Consider the following 20767-nt stretch of genomic DNA (forward strand, 5'->3'; position numbering starts at 1 on the left):
AGATGAGTGCATTGATTCAGGGTATTCGCAGCGACCGCGCACAGCGCATGATTGATCTGAGCGTTTTCTTCGCAGGGGCGTCCTCGCTGGCGCTCGCCCTGGTCCTGACACTCGGCGGCCTGTTGTTTGCCCAGCCGCCCGGCGCCACGGCTTCGACCCAGCCCGCAATTCAGGCCGACCCGCAGGCGATCTGATCGGCAGGTCCGGTCGGGCCCTTTCCGAAACCGCAGCACGATCCGCCCGGGCGCCGCAGCGCACGGGCCTTTCGTCCCGGGCTCTGTTCTGGTATTGTTCCCGTATCATGGGATGGACAGCCGGGCAGAGGTTTGACTATATGTTGGATATGACGGGGACCGCTGCGCAAGAATTTGCCGAATTTACCGAAGGCGGCCGATTCGGCACCGTTCTGGCCGATCCGCCTTGGCGATTCACCAACCGCACCGGCAAGGTCGCGCCCGAGCACAAGCGCCTGGCCCGCTATCCGACCCTGACGCTGGAAGAGATCTGCGCGATCCCGGTGGCCGAGCGTCTGGCCGACACCGCGCATTGCTACATGTGGGTGCCCAATGCCCTGCTGCCCGAGGGGTTGCAGGTGCTGGCGGCCTGGGGCTTCGAATACAAGTCGAACATCATCTGGCACAAGATCCGCAAGGATGGCGGCTCGGACGGGCGCGGCGTCGGCTTCTATTTCCGCAACGTGACCGAGATCCTGCTGTTCGGCACCCGTGGCAAGAATGCCCGCACCCTGGCGCCGGGCCGGCGCCAGGTGAATATGCTGCAGACCCGCAAGCGCGAGCATTCGCGCAAGCCGGATGAACAGTACGACCTGATCGAGAGCTGCTCGAAAGGGCCCTATCTGGAACTGTTCGGACGCGGGCTGCGCGACGGCTGGACGGTCTGGGGCAATCAGGCCGACGAAGACTACAAGCCGGACTGGAAGACCTATTCCTACAATTCCGGGCTGGCCGCCGAATAGGGCGTCGCCGGCCCCGGCGTGACCGTCGTTGCCGGCAATCCGATCAACAGCAGCGGGCAGGGGTTGCCGACGCCGCGCGCGATGCGGTCGGCGAGCTTGCTCCAATGCGTCGTCGCCATGCCGAACTTGTCCTGGACGAAATAGCGCGCAAAGGCCGAGGCAAAGCTTTCGCCTGCCGCCACCGCCTTGGCCACATAGTTCCGCTGCCGTGCGGTGCGCTCCTTCATGCCCAGATCGTAAAGCTGCGCCTCCGAGCTGATCCCGGCCTGGTCGAGATAGCTCTGGATCGTCGCCGTCATCCCGCCCTGCAGCGCCGCGCCCCTTGTGACGATCATCCCGACGCTGATCACCGATTGCGCGTGCAGGCGCTGGAAATTCTCCAAGTCGCGGTCGAAGAAGGGATCCTTGTTGTTCCACTCGATTTCCAGCGCCAGGGTGCCCTTCGGGCCGCGCAGGATATGGTCGATCTCATGCGTGGTGCCATCGCCGCGCGGCACCCCGTCCACCGTGGTCTCTATCCGGAAGTTGTGCTTGACCCAGCCCGCCGCGCTCAGCCGGTGCCGCATCCGCTGTGTCGATTGCGCCTCGCCGCCGCCCGAGCCGATCAGCTCGGCCACCGGGATCCGCACCTCGGTCAGCGCCGCGACAAGCCCGGCCAGCTCGTCGGGAAACTCATAGGCCAGGATCGCCTCGGCATGGTTCTTGGCGACAACGTCAAAGCCTTGGCTGCGCAGCGCCGAGAGCATCAGTCCTCCTTCGGCACCACCCTGAGACCCAGCTCGCGCAGCTGCTCGTTGGTCGGCGCAGAGGGGGCGTTCATCATCAGGTCCTCGGCGCGCTGGTTCATCGGGAACAGGATGACCTCGCGAATGTTGCTCTCGTCCGCCAGCAGCATCACGATCCGGTCGATCCCGGCCGCGCAGCCGCCGTGCGGCGGGGCGCCATAGCGGAAGGCGTTGACCATGCCGCCAAAGCGGGCCTCGACCTCCGAAGCCGGGTAGCCGGCGATCTCGAAGGCTTTGAACATGATGTCCGGGCGGTGGTTCCGGATCCCGCCCGACAGCAGCTCATAGCCGTTGCAGGACAGGTCGTACTGATAGGCATGAACCTTGAGCGGATCACCCTGCAAGGCTTCCAGCCCGCCCTGCGGCATCGAGAACGGGTTGTGCGAGAAATCGATCCGGCCCTCGTCGTCCTTCTCGTACATCGGGAAATCGACGATCCAGGCGAAGGCGAAGCGGTTCATGTCGGTCAGGCCGAGTTCCTCGCCGATCACGGTGCGCGCCTTGCCCGCCACCCGTTCGAAGGCTTCCGGCTTGCCGCCCAGGAAGAAGGCCGCGTCGCCCTTGCCGAGGCCAAGCTGCACCCGGATCGCCTCGGTCCGTTCCGGTCCGATGTTCTTGGCCAGCGGTCCGGCCGCTTCCACGCCGCCGCCTTCGGCCTCGCGCCAGAAGATATAGCCCATCCCCGGCAGGCCCTCTTTCTGGGCAAAGGCGTTCATCCGGTCGCAGAACTTGCGCGAGCCGCCGCCCGGCGCCGGAATCGCGCGGATCTGCGTGCCTTCCTGCTCCAGCAGCTTGGCAAAGATCGCGAAACCCGAGCCGCGGAAATGGTCGCTCACCACCTGCATCTTGATCGGGCAGCGCAGGTCGGGCTTGTCGGTGCCGTACCAGAGCGCGGCATCGGCATGGCTGATCTGCGGCCAGACCGCATCGACCGTGCGGCCGCCGCCGAATTCCTCGAACACGCCCTTGATGACCGGTTGCACGGCGGCAAAGACATCCTCCTGCGAGACGAAGCTCATCTCGACATCGAGCTGGTAGAAATCGGTCGGCGAACGATCGGCGCGCGGGTCTTCGTCGCGGAAACAGGGCGCGATCTGGAAATACCTGTCGAAGCCCGAGACCATCAGCAGCTGCTTGAACTGCTGCGGTGCCTGCGGCAGCGCGTAGAACTTGCCCGGGTGCAGCCGCGACGGCACCAGGAAATCGCGCGCGCCCTCCGGGCTGGACGCGGTGATGATCGGGGTCTGGAACTCGTTGAACCCGGCCTCCCACATCCGGCGCCGGATCGACTGCACCACCTGCGAGCGCAGCATCATGTTGTCATGCAGCTTCTGCCGGCGCAGGTCGAGGAAGCGATAGCGCAGCCGGGTTTCCTCGGGGTATTCCTGGTCGCCGAAGACCTGCAGCGGCAATTCCTCGGACGCGCCCAGAACCTCGACCCCGCGCACGAAGACCTCGATCTCGCCGGTCGGCAGTTTCGGGTTCACCAGTTCGGGATCGCGCGCCTTGACCGTGCCGTCGATGCGGATGCAGGTCTCGGCCCGCAGCTTCTCGACCTCTCCGAAGGCGGGGCTGTCGGGGTCGCAGAGCACCTGCGTCACGCCGTAATGGTCGCGCAGGTCGATGAACAGGATGCCGCCGTGGTCGCGGATCCGGTGGACCCAGCCGGACAGACGGACCTCGGCCCCGACGTCCTTGGATGTCAGATCGGCGCAGGTGTGGCTTCGGTAGGGGTGCATGTCGGCCTCGGGGAGTTGATCGGAAGCGGTCAAAGCCCGCCCCGCCCCGGATGTCAAGCCGGAGCCTGCCCGCACCGCCTCGCCACCCCGCCCGGCACGGGAATTCTTCCGGCCGATCCGGCGGCAGGCTCAGGGTCTTTACATATGGGATGCAAGTATTAACTTGCCGACCCGGATGCGGCTGAAACACCGCCCGGGGCAGACGCAGGCAGGCAATCCAGGCGCGGGTGGAACCGCTAATTGGGGGTTGGCATGTGGGAGACACTACTCGACCGAATGCTCGGTCATCTGTTTCAGACCGGTCGCATCGAGGTGACATTGCCCTCGGGCCGGGTCCTGTCCGCCGGACAGGGCGATGCCGAGCCGGTGCGGGTAAGGGTGCATGATCCGAACCTGCCCCGCCGGGTGATCGCAAAGCCCGACCTCGCCGTCGGCGAGGCCTATATGGACGGCACGCTGACCATCGAGAATGACGACCTGCGCGGCTTCCTGGCGCTGGCGACGCGCAATCTGCAAAACCGGGGCGCGTTCTGGACCAGCAAGCCCTATGTCCTGGCCAGCGCCGCCCTGCGCCGCATCGCCCAGCACAACCCGATCGGCCGGGCGCAGCGCAACGTGGCGCATCACTACGACCTGTCGGGCGAACTCTACGACCTGTTCCTCGATGCCGACCGGCAATATTCCTGCGCCTATTTCCGGCACCCCGGGGACACGCTGGAACAGGCCCAGGCGCAGAAGAAGGCCCATATCGCCGGCAAGCTGCTGCTGGAACCGGGGATGAGGGTGCTCGACATCGGCTGTGGCTGGGGCGGCATGGCGCTGACCCTGGCGCGGGACTACGGGGCCGAGGTGCTGGGCGTGACCCTCTCGCGCGAGCAGCATGCCGTGGCGACCGAGCGTGCCAGGGCCGAGGGGCTGGCCGACCGGGTCCAGTTCCGGCTCCAGGACTACCGCGAGGTGCAGGGCAGCTTCGACCGCATCGTCTCGGTCGGCATGTTCGAACATGTCGGCGTGCCGCACTACCGCGAGTATTTCCGCCATGTCCGGCGGCTGCTGACCGGCGAGGGCGTGGCCCTGATCCACTCGATCGGCCGCTTCGGCCCGCCCGGCGCCACCGGCGGCTTCATCGACAAGTACATCTTCCCCGGCGGCTATGTCCCGGCGATGTCGGAAATGGCCGCTGCGATCGAGCGTGAAGAGCTCTGCCCCACCGATCTCGAGGTCTGGCGCCTGCATTACGCCGAGACCCTGCGGCACTGGTACAACCGCTTCATGGCCAATATCGACAAGGCGCGGGCGATCTATGACGAGCGCTTCTGCCGGATGTGGCGGTTCTACCTTGCCGCCTCGGAAATGACGTTCCGGGCCGGATCGCAGGGGGTCTTCCAGGTCCAGCTGGCCAAGAACCAGGAGGCGGTGCCGCTGACGCGCGAGTATCTCTACACCGAACCGCTCGAACACGGCCGCCGCCACGCTGCGGAATAGGGCGGGGCGCCCCTGTTGTGAATTTGCAAGGCAGGGCGCCCGGCATGGCCCCGAGTGTTGTCGCCGGAGTAGAGCCTGAGTAGCCTGCCCCGAACGACCTGCGTTTCGGTGGCGGTGCGGATGAACCTTGGCAAGGACGACAGTTTCAGGGTTCCGGTCGTCCTGCTCCTGCTGGCCGTGGCCGCCGGCGCGGTGCTGCTGTCCTATCTGGCATTTTCCGAGGCCCTGTCAGCCGATCTTCTGGCCGTCTGGGCGGCTGGCCGGAATTTCGCGGAGGGCAATCTCGACCAGATCTATCCGGTTTCGACGGGCATCTTCACCATGCTGCCTCCGGACGGCTGGTCTGCGCAATTTCTGGCGGACGGTTATGAAGAGAGCATCTATCCCTTCATCTACCCGCCGCTCTGGGCCGTTGTCGGTTCGGTCCTCTACCGGCTGGCCGACTTCTCCACCATTGTTCAGGTCGCCAGCTTCCTGAACCCGCTGATGCTGGTCGCCACCCTTTGGATCGCATTGCGCAACAGTGTTCCCGCGGCATGGATGCCGGTCTGCTTCCTGCTGGGACTTGGCCTTCTCGCCACCGGGCTGAGCGCAAGGATCGCCCTCGAACAGAACCAGCCGCAGATTCTGGTGGCTTTCCTGACCGTGCTGGCGATCGACCGGCAACGCAATTGTGCCCCTCTCGGTGCCGGGGCGGCCCTGGCCCTGGCCGCCTCGCTGAAGATCTATCCGGCGCTCTATGCCCTGTTCTGGCTCGCCAGGGGCCAGAACCGCGCGGCTGCCGCCTTCGCCCTCGCAGGGGGGGCATTGGGGCTCACGTCCCTGCTCCTCGGCGGAATTCAGTTGCACCTGGAGTTCCTGCAGCAGCTTTCCGACATCTCCGGTACCGCGCTGGTGACCTATTTCACCTGGTCCGTCGACCCGACGGTCGCCCAGCTCTTCATGGCCGATCGGCTCGACAGCGTGCTTGAGCTGAGAAATGTCGCCGCGGACGAGGTCGCCACGGGCTGGTGGATACTGAAGAAGTCGGCACTCTGGCGCGGGCTTGATCTTGCGCTCCTGCTTGCGGTTCTGGCGGTGCTGGTCTTCGTTGCGCGCCGCACCCGCAGCATCCTGTTCTGGCCGGTTGCCTTCACGGCCCTGTCACTGGTCAGCCCGTTGAGCTGGGGCTACCATTATCTTGCGCCTCTTGTCTTTGCGCCGGCACTGCTCGTGCACCTCGGGATGCGGCGCGGCCTCGTGGCGCTGACCCTGGTCTTCGTGCCGCAAATGACCTTTCTTCTGGATTTCGACGTGGTCATGCAGTTCTGGAAATATGTCGCATTGCCTGCCGGAACGGCGTCGATGCTGTGCTACATGGCTTTTCTGGTTGTCGCGATGCGACGCGAGGATCGTGAATCCTTGGTGTCGCTCCCCTTGCGCCCCGGAACCCGCCAGCTATAACCCCGCCAGTTTGCCGCCCGGGGGATGACTATGCCGAAACGCACCGATATCAGTTCGATCATGATCATCGGGGCCGGTCCCATCGTCATCGGGCAGGCCTGCGAGTTCGACTATTCCGGGGCCCAGGCCTGCAAGGCGCTGCGCGAGGAAGGCTACCGGGTCATCCTGGTCAATTCGAACCCGGCGACGATCATGACCGACCCGGGCCTGGCCGACGCCACCTATATCGAGCCGATCACCCCCGAGGTCGTCGCCAGGATCATCGAGAAGGAACGCCCCGACGCGCTGCTGCCGACCATGGGCGGGCAGACCGGGCTGAACACCAGCCTCGCGCTGGCCGACATGGGCGTGCTGGAGAAGTTCGGCGTCCAGCTGATCGGCGCCAACCGGCAGGCCATCGAGATGGCCGAGGACCGCAAGCTGTTCCGCGAGGCAATGGACCGGATCGGGCTCGAGAATCCCAAGGCCACGATCATCGCGGCGCCGAAGCTGGCGGACGGGAAATACGACATCAACGCCGGTCTGGCCCAGGCCATGGAAGCCATCGAGTATGTCGGCCTGCCGGCCATCATCCGCCCCGCCTTCACGCTCGGCGGCACCGGCGGCGGCATTGCCTACAACCGCGACGACTACCTCGGCATCTGCCGCGCCGGTCTGGAAGCCTCGCCGATGGCGCAGATCCTGATCGACGAAAGCCTTCTTGGCTGGAAGGAATTCGAGATGGAGGTGGTCCGCGACAAGGCGGACAACGCGATCATCGTCTGCGCCATCGAGAACGTCGATCCGATGGGCGTGCATACCGGCGACAGCATCACCGTCGCTCCGGCTCTGACGCTGACCGACAAGGAATACCAGATCATGCGCAACGGCTCGATCGCCGTGCTGCGCGAGATCGGGGTCGAGACCGGCGGCTCGAACGTGCAATGGGCGATCAACCCGGCGGACGGCCGCATGGTGGTGATCGAGATGAACCCGCGGGTCAGCCGCTCCTCGGCGCTGGCCTCCAAGGCGACCGGCTTCCCGATCGCCAAGATCGCCGCCAAGCTGGCGGTCGGCTACACGCTGGACGAGCTCGACAACGACATCACCAAGGTCACGCCCGCCAGTTTCGAGCCGACCATCGACTATGTCGTCACCAAGATTCCCCGCTTCGCCTTCGAGAAATTTCCCGGCTCGAAGCCGGAACTCACCACCGCGATGAAATCGGTGGGCGAGGTCATGGCGATCGGCCGGACCTTCCACGAATCGATGCAGAAGGCGCTGGCCGGGCTGGAAACCGGGCTGACCGGATTCGACGAGATCGAGATTCCCGGTGCCGACGATCCCGCCTCGGGCCGCGCCGCGATCACCAAGGCGCTCTCGGCCAAGACCCCGGACCGACTGCGCACCGTGGCCCAGGCCATGCGGCACGGGCTGAGCGATGACGAGATCAACCGCGTCACCGGCCACGACCCCTGGTTCCTTGCCCGGATTCGCGAAATCGTCGAGACCGAGGCCCGGATCCGCGCCGAAGGTCTGCCGCTGACCGAGGAGGGGCTGCGCGCGCTCAAGATGCTGGGCTTCACCGACGCCCGGCTCGGCAAGCTGACCGGCCGCGACGAGGACAACGTCCGCCGCGCCCGGATCAACCTCGGCGTTCAGGCGGTGTTCAAGCGCATCGACACCTGCGGCGCCGAGTTCGAGGCGCAGACCCCCTACATGTATTCGACCTACGAGCATCCGGTGATGGGCGAGGTCGAGGACGAGGCACGGCCCTCGGACCGCAAGAAGGTGGTCATCCTCGGCGGCGGCCCGAACCGGATCGGCCAGGGGATCGAGTTCGACTACTGCTGTTGTCACGCCTGTTTCTCGCTGACCGACGCCGGTTACGAGACCATCATGATCAACTGCAACCCCGAGACGGTCTCGACCGATTACGACACCTCCGACCGGCTGTATTTCGAGCCGGTGACCTTCGAGCATGTGATGGAGATCCTCCGGGTCGAACAGTCGCGGGGCAGCCTGCACGGGGTCATCGTCCAGTTCGGCGGCCAGACGCCGCTGAAGATCGCCCAGGCGCTGCAGGACGCGGGGATTCCGATCCTCGGCACCACGCCCGACATGATCGATCTTGCCGAGGACCGCGAGCGGTTCCAGCAGCTGCTGAACAAGCTGGGGCTGAAGCAGCCGGTCAACGGCCTCGCCCGCTCGGATGCCGAGGCCTTCGAGGTCGCCGAACGGGTCGGCTTCCCGCTGGTGATCCGGCCGTCCTACGTCCTTGGCGGCCGCGCGATGGAGATCGTCCGCGACATGGACCACCTGCGCCGCTACATCCGCGACGCGGTCAATGTCTCGGGCAAGAACCCGGTGCTGCTCGACAGCTACCTGACCAATGCGACCGAGGTCGATGTCGATGCGCTCTGCGACGGCAAGACGGTGCATGTCGCCGGGATCATGCAGCATATCGAGGAAGCCGGCGTGCATTCGGGCGATTCCGCCTGCTCGCTGCCGCCGCATTCGCTGGACGCCGCCACGGTGGACGAGCTGAAGCGCCAGACCGAGAAACTGGCCCTGGGCCTGAATGTCGTCGGGCTGATGAACGTCCAGTTCGCGATCAAGGACGGGGTGATCTACGTTCTGGAGGTGAACCCGCGCGCCAGCCGCACCGTGCCCTTCGTCGCCAAGGCCACCGACAGCGCCATCGCCTCGATCGCGGCCCGCCTGATGGCCGGAGAATCGCTCTCCGGCTTCGCGCAGCGCCCCGCCTATCCCGAGGCCGCCTCGATCGACACCGTGCTGCCGCTGGCCGATCCGCTGACCCTGGCCGATCCGATCACGCCCTGGTTCTCGGTCAAGGAGGCGGTGCTGCCCTTCGCCCGCTTCCCAGGCGTCGATACGCTGCTGGGGCCTGAAATGCGCTCGACCGGAGAGGTGATGGGCTGGGATCGCAGCTTTGCCCGGGCCTTCCTCAAGGCCCAGCTGGGCGCCGGCACGGTGCTGCCGACCGAGGGCAGGGTGTTTCTCTCGATCAAGGACTCCGACAAGGGCCCGATGCTGCTGGAAACGGCGCGGATCCTGGTCGATCTGGGCCTGACCCTGATCGCGACCCGCGGCACCGCGGCCTTCCTGTCCGAGGCCGGCGTGCCTTCGGAAGTGGTCAACAAGGCCTATGAGGGCGGCCGGACCGTGGTGGACGTGATGAAGGACGGGCTGATCCAGCTGGTGATGAACACCACCGAGGGGGTGCAGTCGATCGACGACTCGCGGTCGATGCGCAATGTCGCGCTGATGGACAAGATCCCCTATTTCACCACCCTGGCCGCCTCGCACAGCGCCGCCCTGGCGATGAAGGCGATGCGGGAAGGAGAGCTGGGCGTGCGCCCGTTGCAGGGTTAGGGCGCAACACTCCTCGCCGCGGTCGTATGCGCCGGCCACAAGAAGCTACTGGATCGACCCGCCCCATGCGATGATGCGCCCACCCATGGAATGGCCATGCCGTCCGTGAAGAGGGATACAGGGATAGGGAAGACCAGTTTGGGCCGCACCGCCGCGATGAATGTCATCTTGATCAGTCTGGATGATGCCGTCGCCTTCTGGAACTATAAGTCGATCTTCGGCGAAGCCCTGCAAACGCCCAACCTCGATCGCATCTGCGCACAATCGACCGCCTTTCATGCCGCCTATTGCCAGGCGCCGGTTTGCAGCCCCTCGCGCGCCAGTTTCATGTCGGGAAAATCCCCGCATCAAACCGGGGTCACGGCGTCGGACAAGAACTACTTCGACAAGATCCCGCCCGAGTCGATGTGGCCGTATCTACTCAAGCAGAATGGCTATTTCTGCTCGTCCGGCGGCAAGGTGATGCGCGGCTTCGCTCCCTTGCCCGGCGACATCCACGATACGCTCTACTCGGACCGGCGCCGGCGGTTCAAATCGGCCCGCCGCAAGAGATTTTACGATTCCGAAACCATGCCGGGCCCCGACAAGCAGGTAGAGCTTGGCGGCTTTCGCGGCGGTCTGGCGACAGTCAACGAAGAAGAAGATCAGGATTACTACGATTATCAGGTCGCAGACTCGGCCGAACTGTTTCTGGGCCGATACTCGCGCGACGCCCCCTTCTATCGCGAAGTCGGATTTGCCGGAACCCATGGCCCCTGGATGACACCCCTGCGTTTCAAGGAGATGTACAGGGTCAAGAGCATTCAAAAGCCGGAGGCCTGGAAAGCGGGTTTCGGCGAAAGCGCGTTCATGGAGCTGAATTACCCCGGCAACATCGACAATAGCCGCCTCAAGTTTTGGAAGAACAGCGTCCGCAACTATTTTTCGGCGTTGACCCACACCGACCTTCATTTGGGGCGCGTCTGGGACGCGATCAAGGCTTCACCCCATGCCGACAACACACTGGTTGTCATCTTGTCCGATCATCGCCTGCATCTCGGAGAACGGAACCGCTTTCGCAAGCACACGCTGTGGGAGCAGGTCGCGAACGTCCCATTGATCATTCACGACCCGAGAAGGCCCCGGGAACAGGTAGTCAACGATCCGGTTGCGTTGATGGATATCGGCCCGACGGTCATGGAGTATCTTGGCCTGCCGCCGCTGGCCGATTGCGTCGGACGTTCCCTGGTTCCGCAGATGGAGGGAGAGAGCGTACCGGATCGGGCGGTGCCGACCTTCCTCGAGCAAAGCGCCGGCATTCGGAAAGGCAAATTCCGATTCATCCGCTACGGCGATGGAACGACCCAGCTTTACGATCTTTCCGCAGACTGGTGGCAGACAAAGGAACTCGGCCCCGACCATCCCGACCATGCGGCCATGCGTGCGGCCCATGCCGCCTGCTGCAAGGAATACGGGTTTGACGTTGAACGGGCTGAAAAACAGGGCCGCCCGTAGGGTGCACCTCGGCGCACCACTCAACGCCGCCACGCCGGCCACTTCTTCGCCCGCTCTGCAAGGGCTTCCGCGGCCCGATTGCCCCCAACCTGTTCGGCCAAAGCCGACACGACATCCGGGTTTGCCGCCATCCCCAGTCGCGTGAACGCCTCTGCTGCCGTTTTCGGTCCCGCAGGCTGCCTGCTCGTACGTACGACCCGACATTTGCCATACTGGTGAGGTGCATGCTTCCCCTTGCCAACACGCCCCCCATCCCGCACCCTCCTTACCCAACGGAAAGGACACCGCCCATGCTCGCCCGCCGCCACATCCTCGCCCTGCTCCTCGGTCTTGCCGCCACGCCAACCGTCGCGCAGAACGTCCAGCCCGGCCCGGTGCTGCAGGTTGCCGGCAGCTATACCGCGCAGGGGCTCTATCCGGACGGGACGATCTATTCCGGCCTGGTCGAGATCGCGCAGAACGGCGGCCGGGTGGCGATGACCTGGAACATCGAGGGCGAGACCTATCAGGGCACCGGGCTGATCGACGGCCGGGTGATGGCGGTGGACTGGGGCGATGCCACGCCGATCGTCTACATCATCATGCCGGACCACGAGCTGCACGGCACCTGGAATGACGGGCTGGCGCTCGAAAAACTGACCCCGCGCTAGGGTTAAGCCGAATTAACCAGAATTTTCCCAATGAATTCAAACCGTCCCCATGGGGACGCCGGCGGGCCCTTGCCCGGGCCCCCGGCTTTGGCTAATCGGCGGGCATGGCCAAGCTCTATTTCCACTACTCCACCATGAACGCCGGGAAATCGACCCTGCTGCTGCAGGCGGCGCATAACTATGTCGAGATGGGGATGGAGCCCTACCTGCTCACCTTCGCCTTCGACGACCGCGCCGGCAAGGGCCGGATCGGCAGCCGGATCGGGATCGCGAAAGACGCCGACACGCTGGTGCAGGGCGAGGACCTGTTCGACAAGATCGCGGCGCGGCAGGCCCGCGGCCCGGTCGCCTGCGTCTTCATCGACGAGGCGCAATGGCTCTCGAAGGAGCAGGTCTGGCAACTGGCCCGGGCGGTGGACGACCTGAACGTGCCGGTGATGTGCTACGGGCTGCGGGTCGATTTTCAGGGCAACCTGTTTCCGGGATCCGCCGCGCTGCTGGCCTGGGCCGACGAGATGCGCGAGGCGCGGACGATCTGCCACTGCGGGCGCAAGGCGACGATGGTGGTGCGGCTCGGCCCCGACGGCAAGGCGCAGCGCGAAGGCGAACAGATCCAGGTCGGCGGCAACGAGACCTACCGCTCGCTCTGCCGCCGCCACTGGCGCGAGGCGGTCGAGCGCTGAGTCCGTCTAGAACAGCCGTCCGCCCAGGGGCACCTCCTGTCCCGGTTCCAGCAGCACCACCTCGCCTTCGGCATCCGGCACGCCGAGCACCAGCACTTCCGACATGAACTTGCCGATCTGCCGCGGCGGGAAATTCACCACGGCGATGACCTGCCGCCCGACCAGGGCTTCGGGTGTATAGTGCCGGGTGATCTGTGCCGAGGACTTCTTCTCGCCGATCTCGGGCCCGAAATCGACGCGCAGCTTGATCGCCGGCTTGCGGGCCTCGGGATAGGGTTCGGCGGCGGTGATGACGCCGACCCGGATATCGACCTTCAGGAAATCGTCGAAGCTGATCTGCGGGCTGGTCTTGCTCATGCGCCCAGTTCCTTTCCGCGATCGGCGGCCGCCTTGACGGCCCGGGGCAGCAGGGCGGGAAAGCCGGTCTCGGGGTTCATCAGCACCTCGAGCGCCGCCGCGGTCGTGCCGCCGGGAGAGGTGACGTTGACCCGCAGCTGGCCGGGGTCCTCGGACGACTGTTCGGCCAGCGCACCGGCGCCGCCGACGGTGGCCTTGGCGAGCGTCATCGCAAGATCGGCGGGCAGGCCCTGGGCCTCACCGGCGGCAGCCAGTGTCTCGATCAGGTGGAAGACATAGGCCGGACCCGATCCCGAGACCGCCGTCACCGCGTCCATCTGATGTTCGCCGTCCAGTCGGACGGTCTGGCCGACCGCCGAGAGCAGCGCCTCGGCCATGGCCATGTGCGCTTCGGTCGCATGGGCATTGCCGGTCAGCGCGGTGATGCCGCGCCCGATGGCGGCCGGGGTATTCGGCATCGCACGGATCAGCGGCGTCTCGGCGCCGAGAACCGCCTCGTAGGCGGCGATCCGGATTCCGGCGGCGACGGTCAGGAACAGGGTCGTGCCATTGCCCAGGGCGGCCAGGACCGGCAGGGCATCGCCCATCATCTGCGGCTTCACGGCGATCAGCACGATGGCCGGATCGGGCGGCAGTTCGGCGTTCAGATGCACGCCGGTGCCTTTCAGCCAGTCCGAGGGCGCCGGGTCCAGCACCCAGACCGCATCCGGCGACAGCCCGCCGGCCAGCCAGCCGGCCAGCATGGCCGATCCCATCTTGCCGCAGCCGAGCAGCACCAGCCCGCGACGTTCGATTTCCGAATGGTCCATGTATTCCCCGTGTTTCAGAGCGTTTCGCGGCCGGCGCCTGCGGCCCGGTCCGGCAATCCGCTGTCAGCGGGGCAGAGCTTAGGCGCGGCCGTAGGCCTCGGCAATGGCGACCTGCATCGACTCCTCGATCGAGCGGTTGCCCCAGGTGGCCAGCTGGAACGCGGGATAATAGCGCTCGGCGGCAAGAACGGCGGTGGCGATCATCGTGTCGATCTGCTCCAGCGTCGCCAGTTGTCCGCCGGTCAGGACCAGCCCGTAGCGGAACACCATCAGGCGTTGCTCTTCCCACCAGGTGAAGGCGCCGGCCCAGCAGGAATCGTTGATCCGGTTCAGCAGTTCGTAGAGCTCGGCGTGCTTGTCTTCGGGAGGCTCCATCTCGAAGGTGCAGATCAGCCGCAGGGTCTCGTCATGAGAGGACCAGGCGAGGGTGATCGAATAGGTCCGCCACTGGCCTTCCACGGCCATCGCGATCTGGTCGTCGGCAACGCGGTCGAACTCCCATTCGTGGTGCTCGGCGATGCTTTCGACGATGTCGATGGGGTGAAGATCTTCCGTCTGGAGATAATTCTCGGAAAGCGACATGCCCGGCCTCTTTGATTTATGGCCCTGTGCTTTCATTGACCCAAGGCCTTGGTGCCTGCTCAAGGTGAGGGAAGATCTTGCCCCTCGCCTACGAGATATAGTGGGCGTTGCTCGGAATCCTGTAAAGCGCTTTCTTGGGGATAACTCCGCTTTCCCGGCGGCATCGGGAAATCAGCTGTGGAGAACAGCGGGCGCGGACCCGCCGCGCATCGGCATCGGGGAGAGAGCGGGCCGGGCGGCCGTGGCCCTGTCTCAGGCCTTGGTCTTGGGGGCGGAACCGGCTTCGAGCGCGTCGAGCCTTGCGCGCAGTTCCTCGTTCTCTTCGCGGGCCTTCACCGCCATTGCCCGGACGGCTTCGAACTCATCCCGGGTGACGAAATCGCGATCGGCCATCCAGCGGTCGATGAAGCCGCGCATCGCGGTCTCGGCCTCGGTCTTGGCGCCCTGGGCGACGCCCATCGCGTTGGACATCAGCCTGGAGATATCCTCGAACATCTTGTTGCTGGTCTGCATCCGGGCCTCCGCCGCCGCTGTGGTTCATGAGCCAGATATGGGATGTCGGGACGGCAAGGGCAACCCCGGTTGACTTCCCGCCGCCCCCCGGCAAGGAATGCCAGCCATGCTGGCGGTCATTCAATTCCCCAATATCTCGCCAGAGGTCTTTCCCTGGCCGATCTTCGGTTATGTGCTGCCGCTGCGCTGGTATGCCCTGGCCTATATCGCCGGAATCCTGATCGGCTGGCGAATCCTGATCGGGCTGGCCAGGCGCCCCCGGCTGTGGGGCGGCGAGTCGGCCCCGTTCAGTGTCCGGCAGGCCGAGGATTTCATGACCTGGGCGATCCTCGGGATCATTCTGGGGGGCAGGCTGGGTTTCGTGCTGTTCTATCAACCGGGCCATTACCTGAGCCATCCGTTGGACATTCCCAAGGTCTGGCAGGGCGGGATGTCGTTTCACGGCGGCTTTCTGGGCGTGGTGACGGCGGTGCTGCTCTATGCCCGCAAGGAGGGTATCCGGCTGTCGGCGCTGGCGGACGGGATCGCGGTTTCGACGCCGGTCGGCCTGATGCTGGGACGGATCGCGAATTTCATCAATGCCGAGCTTTGGGGGCGCCCCTCCGATCTGCCCTGGGCGGTGGTGTTCCCGGGACAGGCGGCGCAGGATTGCCCCGGCGTGATCGGCCCCTGTGCCCGGCATCCGTCGCAATTGTACGAGGCCGGGCTCGAAGGCGTGCTTCTGGGGCTGGTGCTGTGGCTGGCCGTGACCCGGTTCCGCAGCCTGAGCCGGCCCTGGATGACCACGGGCCTCTTCGTCATGGGCTATGGTATGGCGCGGTTCGTGGTCGAGTTCTTCCGGCTGGCGGATGCCGAGTTCATCACCCCCGACAATCCCTATGGCCATGTGCTGCGGATGGGGGAATACGGGCTGACCATGGGCCAGCTGCTGTCGCTGCCGATGATCGCGGTCGGCCTGGCGCTGGCGCTCTGGGCGGCGCGGCGGCCGCCACGATGACCCCGCTGGCCGGTCAGCTTCTGCGCCGGATCGCGGCCTCGGGGCCGCTGACGGTGGCCGAGTACATGGCCGAATGCCTGCTGCATCCCGAGCATGGGTATTACGCCACCCGCGACCCGTTCGGGGTGGGCGGCGATTTCACCACCGCGCCCGAGATCAGCCAGATGTTCGGAGAGTTGCTGGGGCTGTGCCTGGCGCAGAGCTGGATGGATCAGGGGAGCCCGGCGCCTTTCGCGCTGGCCGAACTGGGCCCGGGGCGAGGCACGTTGATGGCCGACATCCTGCGCGCCACGGCGCGGGTGCCGGGCTTTGCCGAGGCGGTGCAGGTCTGGCTGGTCGAGGCCTCGGCGCATCTCAGGCTGAAGCAGCAGGCGGCGCTGCCCGACCATGCGCCACACTGGGTGGACAAGACCGCCGACCTGCCGCAATTGCCGCTGTTCCTGGTGGCCAACGAGTTCTTCGACGCCCTGCCGATCCGCCAGTTCGTCCGCCAGGGGGACTGCTGGCGCGAGCGGGTGATCGGCAGCACGCCCGAGGGGACCGGCCTGGCCTGGGGCCTGACCGAGCCGGTGCCGGTGGCGGCCCTGGCGCATCGGCTGGCGGACACGCGCGACGGTGATCTGGTCGAGGTCTGCCCCAGTGCCGCGCCGATCCTGCGCGAGGTGACGGCCCGGATCGCGGCGCATGGCGGCGCGGCGCTGGTGTTCGATTACGGCGACTGGCGCTCGCTCGGCGATACCCTGCAGGCGCTGCGGGCCCACGCGCCTGCCGATCCGCTGGACGAACCGGGCGAGGCCGACCTGACCGCGCATGTCGATTTCGAATCGCTGGCCCGGGCGGCGCCGGAACTGGGTGTCAGCGCGATGCAGACCCAGGGGGCGGTGTTGCAGTCGCTGGGGATCGAGGCCCGGACCGCCGCGCTGGCCCGCGGGCTGGAGGGGGCGGCACTGGAAAGTCACCTTGCCGCGCATCGCCGCTTGACCGCCCCCTCGGAAATGGGAACCTTGTTCAAGACTCTGGCCTTCGCTCCAAAGGACGCGGCGCTTCCACCCGGGTATCATGGCACTTGAGATCATCACCTCTGACAGCCTGCTGCCTTTCCGCCATGGCTTCTTTACCCGTGCCGGCGGGGCATCGTCGGGGATTTTCCAGGGGCTGAACTGCGGCCAGGGCTCCACCGACCAGCGCGAGGCGGTCGAGATCAACCGTGCCCGGGTGGCCCGGGCCATGGGGGTGAAGAGCGCCGATCTTGCCCTGGTGCATCAGGTCCATTCGGCCCGGGTCATCACCGTCACCGAAGCCCCCGAGATGCCGCGCCCGCAGGCCGACGGGCTGGTCACCGCGACCCCCGGCCTGGCACTGGCGGTGATGAGTGCCGATTGCCAGCCGGTGCTGTTCGCCGATGCCGAGGCGGGGGTGATCGGCGCCACCCATGCCGGCTGGAAAGGCACCCTGGCCGGGGTGCTGGAGGCGACGCTGGACGCGATGGAGACCCTGGGCGCCGATCGGGGCCGGACCAATGTGGTGATCGGCCCGACGATCAGCCAGCGCGCCTATGAGGTCGGGCCCGAGTTCCTGGACCGCTTCCTGGCCGAGGACGAGGCTTCGGCGCGGTTCTTTGCCCAGGGGAAGGGCGATCGGGTGCAGTTCGACCTTCCGGGCTACAGCCTCGACCGGCTGCGCCGGGCCGGGGTGGCCGATGCGCTCTGGACCCGGCATTGCACCTATTCCGACCCGGAGCGATTCTTTTCCTACCGGCGCTCGGTGCATCAGGCCGAGGCGGATTACGGTCGATTGATCTCGGTGATCCGAATCTAGGCGGAATTTGTCGGCACCAATCGGGCGTTTCGGCCCGGATTCGCCCCATTTCAGCAACAATCGGCGGGGCGGACCTGGACCATCCCCTTGTTTTGACAGGGATTCGCCGCCGCCGGGCTGGAATCGGCACCGACCAGCCCTGCCATACAGCTTCCCAAAAATGCCCCGTTTACCGCCCTTGGGCCGCCGCAAACGGGGGGCAGATTGTCCTCAACGCGGCAATGAGGCCGCACCAGAGACGCAACGCGACAAGGGGTGACGACCATGGCCAAGAAACGCTGGATGGAATCGGTTCTCAAAGCCTCGGCAGAGACCAAGGTGACGATGCCCTGGGCCCGTGGCACCAACCGGCTGCACATGATCGCCCGTCGCAACAAGGAACTGGCGAAGGCAAAGCTCGCCGAGGCCTGACGGCCCATCAGCTTTCCATCTCCCTGCTCAGACTGGCCCCCTTCGGGGGGCCATTTTTTATGCGTGAGAAGCCTAGGAACGCTTGAGCCGGTAGACGCCTTCCGGCAGGTTCAGCGCCGCCGAGAGGTCGCGGAGCTGGGTCATCGACAGGGTGATCTTCTGCACCACGTCGCTGCGCGGATCCAGTTGTTCGACCGTCACGCAATCCTCGAAGGACTGGATGGTCACGTCTTCCTGCAAATGCTGTGCGCCTTCATCGACCAGGGTGATGACGGTCGCGTCGAATTCGTGCTCGATGGTGAACATGCGGCCTCCGTTCTCGGGACTGATCGACTTCCTCGCAGGAAAGGCCGGGGCCGTAAACCCGGGAGCGCCCCTGGTCGCGGAGCGGTGCCTGGATGGCTGGCTGCGACACTGTTGGACTGGCCCGGCGCCGCATGTCTGCTAGGGTTGGGCCGAGCAGAGGGACAGGGTGATGATCGGAAGATTCCTGCGGATATGCTGGCTGATCCTGCTGGTAGGCTGCACCGTGCCTTCGACCCTTCCGGGGCCGGCCCCGACCGCGCCGCCGCAGGTGCAGGACCAGACCGGCGTGCTGCCTTCGCCGGAAGTGGCGGCACGCAATTTCGTCACCGTGGTGGATCGGGTCGAACCGGTGGCCGAGGCGTTCTGCCGCCGGGCCCGGCGCGACGGCAATTGCGACTATGGCATCTACGTCGCCAGCGACGTCGACCTGCCGCCCAATGCCTTTCAGACCGTCGATGCCGATGGCAGCCCGGTGATCGTCTTTACGATCTCGCTGATCGCCATGGCGCGCAATCAGGACGAACTGGCTTTCATCCTGGGCCATGAGGCGGCGCATCACATCGCGGGCCATATCGACAAGGCGCAGGCCGAGGCACTGAAGGGTGCCCTGATCCTGGGGACGGCAGCGGCCCTGGGCGGCGCCGATCAGGCCCGGGTCACGGAAGCGCAGCGTATCGGGGCGGCCTTCGGGGCGCGGCGGTTCTCGAAGGAGCACGAGCTGGAGGCCGATGCCCTGGGTGCCCGAATCGCCTATCGCGCAGGCTACGACCCGATGCTCGGGGCGGCCTATTTCGACCGGCTGCCGGACCCGGGCGACGCCTTCCTGGGGACCCATCCGCCCAATGCCGCGCGACTGGCGACCGTTGCGCGGGTGACCGAGGCACTGCGGGCGGGCGGCTAGGGCCGGGCCGGGACTTGATTCACATCAATGTTAACGCTGCGGCATCTGCCTAGGCTGGGCGCAGAACGTGCGGACCGGCCCGGAAGGAGAGACCGATGTCCTATACCACGAGACTGAATCGACATGCCGCGCTGGTCGGCAAGATGGCCGATACGCTGAACATCGACCTGGCCGAGAAGGCGATGCGCGGCGAACTCTGCGAGGGCAGCTTCCGCGGCCTGCTGATGAACTGCCTGGCCTGCGAAAAGCCCGGAGAATGTCAGCAGTTCCTGGACGCGCATCCGGCCGGTGCCGAGGCGGCCCCGGACTATTGCCGCAACCGCGAGACCTTCGAACGGCTCGCCACCGGCTGACCGACCCCGGGGCTTGGCGCGGCACGGCCGCCTGACTATCCTTCCCGCCGGACCGGGGGAGGGATGCCATGGCTGCCTGGCTGAAGGCCGAAACGCAACGATTCTGGAAGACCTGCTGCTGGTCGCTGGCCGGCTGGCGCGCGGCCTGGGCCAGCGAGAAGTCGCTTCGGCAATGGAGCCTGGCCAATCTGCTTTCGGCCGCGCTGGCCTTTGCGGTGGAGATGAGCCCGGGCGAACGGGCGCTGATCCTGGCTCTGGGCGTTCTGGTGCTGGCCGCCGAAGTGCTGAACACCGCCATCGAGGAAATCGTCGACATGGTCAGCCCGGGCATCGATGCGCGGGCCGGGAAGGCCAAGGATTGCGGCAGCGCGGCGGTGGCGCTGTGCGCCATCGCGGCGGGCATCGCCTGGGTCGTGGTGCTGCTGGGCTGATCCCGCTGCCGGGATCAGTCCTTGGCGCGTTCCTGATACGAAGCGTCCTCGGTCGAGACGACCACACGGGTGCCGACACCGATATGCGGCGGAACGGTGGTCTTCACGCCGTTCGACAGCACCGCCGGCTTGTAGGAGGAGGAGGCGGTCTGGCCCTTGGTCACCGGCTCGGTCTCGACCACTTCCAGCGTCACCTTCTGCGGCAGTTCGATCGAGATCGCGATGCCTTCATGGGTCTTGAGCGAGACCCGCATCCCGTCCGCCAGCCAGACCTTGTCGTCGCCGATGACGTCCGGCGAGACCGCGACCTGATCATAGGTGTTCGGCTCCATGAAGTGATAGCCTTCGGCATCTTCATAGAGGAAATCGTAGTCTCGGTCGTCGACATTGGCCTTCTCGACCTGCTCGGTGGTTTTCCAGCGGTCGGTGACCTTCACGCCGTCCGAGATCCGGCGCATGTCGACCGAGGTGGTCGGCGTGCCCTTGCCGGGGTGGAAGTTGGTGGCATTCAGCACGACATAGAGCCGGCCGTCGATGTCCACGACATTGCCCTTGCGGAGTGACGAGGCGATGACTTTCAAAGGTTCGGTCCTTGCGATCTTCTGGGGGGCGCCCTAGTCAGGCGCAGTTTTCAACGCCAGCCCCTAACCGATATTCAG

23 protein-coding genes are annotated in these 20767 nt (G+C 65.9%); 15 read left to right on the forward strand and 8 right to left on the reverse strand.

Annotated features, from left to right (window positions below; translation table 11 throughout):
* Positions 1-2: 2 nt before the first annotated feature.
* Entirely contained in the window at positions 3-194 is a 192-nt protein-coding gene (locus NUW50_RS18200; RefSeq protein ID WP_258290586.1) for a hypothetical protein, read from the forward strand.
* A 149-nt stretch (positions 195-343) separates the two neighbouring features.
* Positions 344-976, forward strand: coding sequence for an MT-A70 family methyltransferase (locus NUW50_RS18205; protein WP_258290633.1), 633 nt, complete (start codon positions 344-346; stop codon positions 974-976).
* On the opposite strand, the gene NUW50_RS18210 is transcribed toward NUW50_RS18205, so the two are convergent.
* Complete coding sequence (locus NUW50_RS18210) at positions 949-1722, reverse strand: BglII/BstYI family type II restriction endonuclease (RefSeq protein WP_258290587.1); 774 nt, start codon at positions 1720-1722, stop codon at positions 949-951. The two genes, NUW50_RS18205 and NUW50_RS18210, sit on opposite strands and share 28 nt — an antisense overlap.
* Positions 1722-3500 (reverse strand): aspartate--tRNA ligase, encoded by a 1779-nt coding sequence (gene aspS / locus NUW50_RS18215; RefSeq protein WP_258290588.1) that lies wholly within the window; start codon positions 3498-3500, stop codon positions 1722-1724. The genes NUW50_RS18210 and aspS overlap by 1 nt, the downstream gene beginning before the upstream one ends.
* Positions 3501-3752: 252 nt before the next feature.
* On the opposite strand from aspS, the gene NUW50_RS18220 reads away from it, so the two are divergent.
* The 6 genes from NUW50_RS18220 to NUW50_RS18245 all read left to right on the forward strand — a co-directional run bounded on the left by NUW50_RS18220 (position 3753) and on the right by NUW50_RS18245 (position 12630).
* A complete protein-coding gene (locus tag NUW50_RS18220) occupies positions 3753-4985 on the forward strand; it encodes an SAM-dependent methyltransferase (RefSeq protein ID WP_258290589.1) in 1233 nt (410 codons plus the stop codon).
* A gap of 120 nt (positions 4986-5105) precedes the next feature.
* Entirely contained in the window at positions 5106-6428 is a 1323-nt protein-coding gene (locus NUW50_RS18225; protein WP_258290590.1) for a glycosyltransferase 87 family protein, read from the forward strand.
* A 30-nt stretch (positions 6429-6458) separates the two neighbouring features.
* Positions 6459-9803, forward strand: coding sequence for a carbamoyl-phosphate synthase large subunit (gene carB / locus NUW50_RS18230; protein WP_258290591.1), 3345 nt, complete (start codon positions 6459-6461; stop codon positions 9801-9803).
* A 138-nt stretch (positions 9804-9941) separates the two neighbouring features.
* Positions 9942-11297, forward strand: a complete 1356-nt coding sequence (locus NUW50_RS18235; protein WP_258290592.1) for a sulfatase-like hydrolase/transferase — start codon at positions 9942-9944, stop codon at positions 11295-11297.
* A gap of 290 nt (positions 11298-11587) precedes the next feature.
* Positions 11588-11947 (forward strand): LIC10280 family protein, encoded by a 360-nt coding sequence (lfb1, locus tag NUW50_RS18240; protein ID WP_258290593.1) that lies wholly within the window; start codon positions 11588-11590, stop codon positions 11945-11947.
* Positions 11948-12051: 104 nt separating this feature from the next.
* Entirely contained in the window at positions 12052-12630 is a 579-nt protein-coding gene (locus NUW50_RS18245) for a thymidine kinase (RefSeq protein WP_258290594.1), read from the forward strand.
* Between the two features lie 6 nt (positions 12631-12636).
* Here the strand turns inward: NUW50_RS18245 and NUW50_RS18250 are convergent, their stop codons facing one another.
* From NUW50_RS18250 to NUW50_RS18265, 4 genes are all read right to left on the reverse strand, one after another.
* Positions 12637-12987 (reverse strand): tRNA-binding protein, encoded by a 351-nt coding sequence (locus NUW50_RS18250; RefSeq protein WP_258290595.1) that lies wholly within the window; start codon positions 12985-12987, stop codon positions 12637-12639.
* Entirely contained in the window at positions 12984-13796 is an 813-nt protein-coding gene (gene proC / locus NUW50_RS18255) for a pyrroline-5-carboxylate reductase (protein WP_258290596.1), read from the reverse strand. Before proC ends, NUW50_RS18250 begins: the two co-directional genes overlap by 4 nt.
* A gap of 78 nt (positions 13797-13874) precedes the next feature.
* A complete protein-coding gene (locus tag NUW50_RS18260) occupies positions 13875-14378 on the reverse strand; it encodes a YbjN domain-containing protein (RefSeq protein ID WP_258290597.1) in 504 nt (167 codons plus the stop codon).
* 252 nt (positions 14379-14630) lie between these two features.
* Complete coding sequence (locus tag NUW50_RS18265) at positions 14631-14891, reverse strand: accessory factor UbiK family protein (protein WP_258290598.1); 261 nt, start codon at positions 14889-14891, stop codon at positions 14631-14633.
* 106 nt (positions 14892-14997) lie between these two features.
* Here NUW50_RS18265 and lgt point away from each other — a divergent pair, with 106 nt between their 5' ends.
* The 4 genes from lgt (at position 14998) to NUW50_RS18285 (ending at position 18117) form a co-directional block, all read left to right on the forward strand.
* A complete protein-coding gene (gene lgt / locus NUW50_RS18270) occupies positions 14998-15888 on the forward strand; it encodes a prolipoprotein diacylglyceryl transferase (protein ID WP_258290599.1) in 891 nt (296 codons plus the stop codon).
* Positions 15885-16958: a class I SAM-dependent methyltransferase gene (locus NUW50_RS18275; RefSeq protein WP_258290600.1), complete on the forward strand. Its 1074-nt coding sequence runs from the start codon at positions 15885-15887 to the stop codon at positions 16956-16958. The genes lgt and NUW50_RS18275 overlap by 4 nt, the downstream gene beginning before the upstream one ends.
* Positions 16948-17706, forward strand: a complete 759-nt coding sequence (pgeF, locus tag NUW50_RS18280) for a peptidoglycan editing factor PgeF (RefSeq protein WP_258290601.1) — start codon at positions 16948-16950, stop codon at positions 17704-17706. The genes NUW50_RS18275 and pgeF overlap by 11 nt, the downstream gene beginning before the upstream one ends.
* A gap of 264 nt (positions 17707-17970) precedes the next feature.
* Positions 17971-18117: a hypothetical protein gene (locus NUW50_RS18285; RefSeq protein WP_258290602.1), complete on the forward strand. Its 147-nt coding sequence runs from the start codon at positions 17971-17973 to the stop codon at positions 18115-18117.
* A gap of 72 nt (positions 18118-18189) precedes the next feature.
* On the opposite strand, the gene NUW50_RS18290 is transcribed toward NUW50_RS18285, so the two are convergent.
* Positions 18190-18423 carry a hypothetical protein gene (locus NUW50_RS18290; protein WP_258290603.1) on the reverse strand — a complete coding sequence of 78 codons (234 nt, stop codon included), beginning with the start codon at positions 18421-18423 and terminating at the stop codon, positions 18190-18192.
* Between the two features lie 169 nt (positions 18424-18592).
* Between NUW50_RS18290 and NUW50_RS18295 the strand changes: the two genes are divergently transcribed.
* The 3 genes from NUW50_RS18295 to NUW50_RS18305 all read left to right on the forward strand — a co-directional run bounded on the left by NUW50_RS18295 (position 18593) and on the right by NUW50_RS18305 (position 20108).
* Positions 18593-19324 (forward strand): M48 family metallopeptidase, encoded by a 732-nt coding sequence (locus NUW50_RS18295; RefSeq protein ID WP_258290604.1) that lies wholly within the window; start codon positions 18593-18595, stop codon positions 19322-19324.
* A gap of 95 nt (positions 19325-19419) precedes the next feature.
* Positions 19420-19677: a DUF6455 family protein gene (locus NUW50_RS18300; RefSeq protein ID WP_258290605.1), complete on the forward strand. Its 258-nt coding sequence runs from the start codon at positions 19420-19422 to the stop codon at positions 19675-19677.
* Between the two features lie 68 nt (positions 19678-19745).
* Positions 19746-20108, forward strand: coding sequence for a diacylglycerol kinase (locus tag NUW50_RS18305; RefSeq protein ID WP_258290606.1), 363 nt, complete (start codon positions 19746-19748; stop codon positions 20106-20108).
* 14 nt (positions 20109-20122) lie between these two features.
* On the opposite strand, the gene efp is transcribed toward NUW50_RS18305, so the two are convergent.
* Positions 20123-20689 carry an elongation factor P gene (gene efp, locus NUW50_RS18310; protein WP_258290607.1) on the reverse strand — a complete coding sequence of 189 codons (567 nt, stop codon included), beginning with the start codon at positions 20687-20689 and terminating at the stop codon, positions 20123-20125.
* Positions 20690-20767: the final 78 nt, after the last annotated feature.

This window comes from Frigidibacter sp. ROC022 (genome assembly GCF_024723735.1).
Lineage (GTDB): Bacteria > Pseudomonadota > Alphaproteobacteria > Rhodobacterales > Rhodobacteraceae > SLM-1.